The 2,109-nt window shown below is 68.1% G+C and carries 3 protein-coding genes; all 3 read left to right on the forward strand.

From position 1 onward, the window contains the following. Positions 1–604 (forward strand): phosphoribosylanthranilate isomerase (locus AC1D15_RS28670; protein ID WP_477828688.1); only part of this gene is annotated, 604 nt, incomplete at its 5' end. A 13-nt stretch (positions 605–617) separates the two neighbouring features. Continuing rightward, positions 618–1,862, forward strand: coding sequence for a tryptophan synthase subunit beta (gene trpB / locus AC1D15_RS28675; RefSeq protein WP_477828689.1), 1,245 nt, complete (start codon positions 618–620; stop codon positions 1,860–1,862). Further along, positions 1,859–2,109: tryptophan synthase subunit alpha (locus AC1D15_RS28680; RefSeq protein ID WP_477828690.1), on the forward strand; the 251-nt coding region annotated here is incomplete at its 3' end. The genes trpB and AC1D15_RS28680, both read left to right, overlap by 4 nt.

Below are 2,109 nucleotides of genomic sequence, written 5' to 3' on the forward strand. Positions count from 1 at the left end.
GGCCGACGTCGACGCGGCCGTCGCGGCCGGCGCCGATGCGATCGGCTTCGTGCTGTACGAGCGCAGCCCGCGGCATGTGAGCGTCGAGCGCGCGGCCGAGCTGGCGCAGCGCCTGCCGCCGTTCGTCACGCCAGTGGTGCTGTGTGTCAATGCCGCGCCGTCGCTGATCGAGCGCGCGAGCGCCGCGATCCCGAACCTGCTGCTGCAATTCCACGGCGACGAGACGCCGGCCGACTGCGCCGCCGCCGGCCGCCCGTTCCTGCGGGCCGCACGCATGGCGGGGGATTTCGATTTGCTAGACTTCGCCGCTCAGTACCCGCACGCCCAGGGGCTGCTGCTCGACGCTCATGTCGACGGGTATGGTGGAGGCGGAAAGGTCTTCGATTGGTCACTCATTCCTCGAAACGTGCGCTCTCCAGTCGTTTTGTCTGGTGGGTTGCATGCCGGAAATGTGATCGAAGGAATTCTTCGGGTGCGGCCCTGGGCCGTTGACGTGAGTTCCGGCGTTGAAAGTGCCAAGGGCATCAAGGATGCCTGGGCCATCCGCCGTTTTTGCGATGCCGTGCGCGAAGCTGACGCACGCATCGCGAGCACCCCCACCTGAAGCGAGTCAATCCATGTCGAAATACCAGCAGCCCGATGCCAGCGGGCATTTCGGGCCTTATGGCGGCACCTTCGTCGCCGAGACCCTGATCCACGCGCTCGACGAACTGAAAGCGGCCTATGCCGCGGCGCAGCGCGACCCGGCCTTCCAGGCCGAATACGAGAGCGAACTGAAGCATTTCGTGGGCCGGCCGAGCCCGGTCTACCACGCCGCGCGCATGAGCCGCGAACTGGGCGGCGCGCAGATCTACCTGAAGCGCGAGGACCTCAACCACACCGGCGCGCACAAGATCAACAACACGATCGGCCAGGCGCTGCTCGCGCGCCGCATGGGCAAGCCGCGCGTGATCGCCGAGACCGGTGCCGGCCAGCACGGCGTGGCCACCGCCACGATCTGCGCGCGCTACGGCATGGAGTGCGTCGTCTACATGGGCAGCGAGGACGTGAAGCGCCAGTCGCCCAACGTCTACCGCATGAAGCTGCTCGGCGCGACCGTCGTGCCGGTGGAGAGCGGCTCCAAGACGCTGAAGGACGCGCTGAACGAGGCGCTGCGCGACTGGGTCACCAACGTCGAGAACACCTTCTACATCATCGGCACGGTGGCTGGCCCGCACCCGTACCCGGCGATGGTGCGCGACTTCCAGCGCGTGATCGGCGACGAGTGCCTGGTGCAGATGCCCGAGCTCGCCGGTCGCCAGCCCGATGCGGTGATCGCCAGCGTGGGCGGCGGCAGCAACGCGATGGGGATCTTCTATCCGTACATCGAGCATGCCGGCACGCGGCTGATCGGCGTCGAGGCGGCAGGGCAGGGGCTGGACACCGGCAAGCATGCCGCGAGCCTCAGCGCCGGTTCGCCCGGCGTGCTGCACGGCAACCGCACCTACCTGCTGCAGGACGAGAACGGCCAGATCATCGAGACGCACTCGATCTCCGCCGGGCTCGACTACCCGGGCGTCGGCCCGGAGCATGCCTACCTGAAGGACACCGGCCGCRCCGAGTACGTCGGCATCACCGACGACGAGGCGCTGAAGGCCTTCCACTACCTGTGCCGCACCGAGGGCATCATCCCGGCGCTGGAGTCGTCGCATGCGGTCGCGCACGCGATGAAGCTCGCGCCGACGATGCGCCCCGACCAGCACCTGCTCGTCAACCTGTCCGGCCGCGGCGACAAGGACATCGGCACCGTCGCCGACCTGTCGGGCGAGAAGGTGCATGCCCAGCCCTCGGAAGCGGGCCAGACCGTGAAGGGGGCGCAATGAGCCGCATCRCCACCCGCTTCAATGCGCTGAAGAAGGAAGGCCGCAAGGCGCTGATCCCGTACATCACGGCCGGCGACCCGTACCCGGATGCCACCGTCGAGCTGATGCTCGCGATGGCCGAGGCCGGTGCCGACGTGATCGAGCTCGGCGTGCCGTTCTCCGATCCGATGGCCGACGGCCCGGTGATCCAGAAGGCGGCCGAGCGGGCGCTCGCGAAGAAGATCGGCATGGTGCAGGTGCTCGACTA

The organism is Rhizobacter sp. P2_H2, assembly GCF_056403375.1.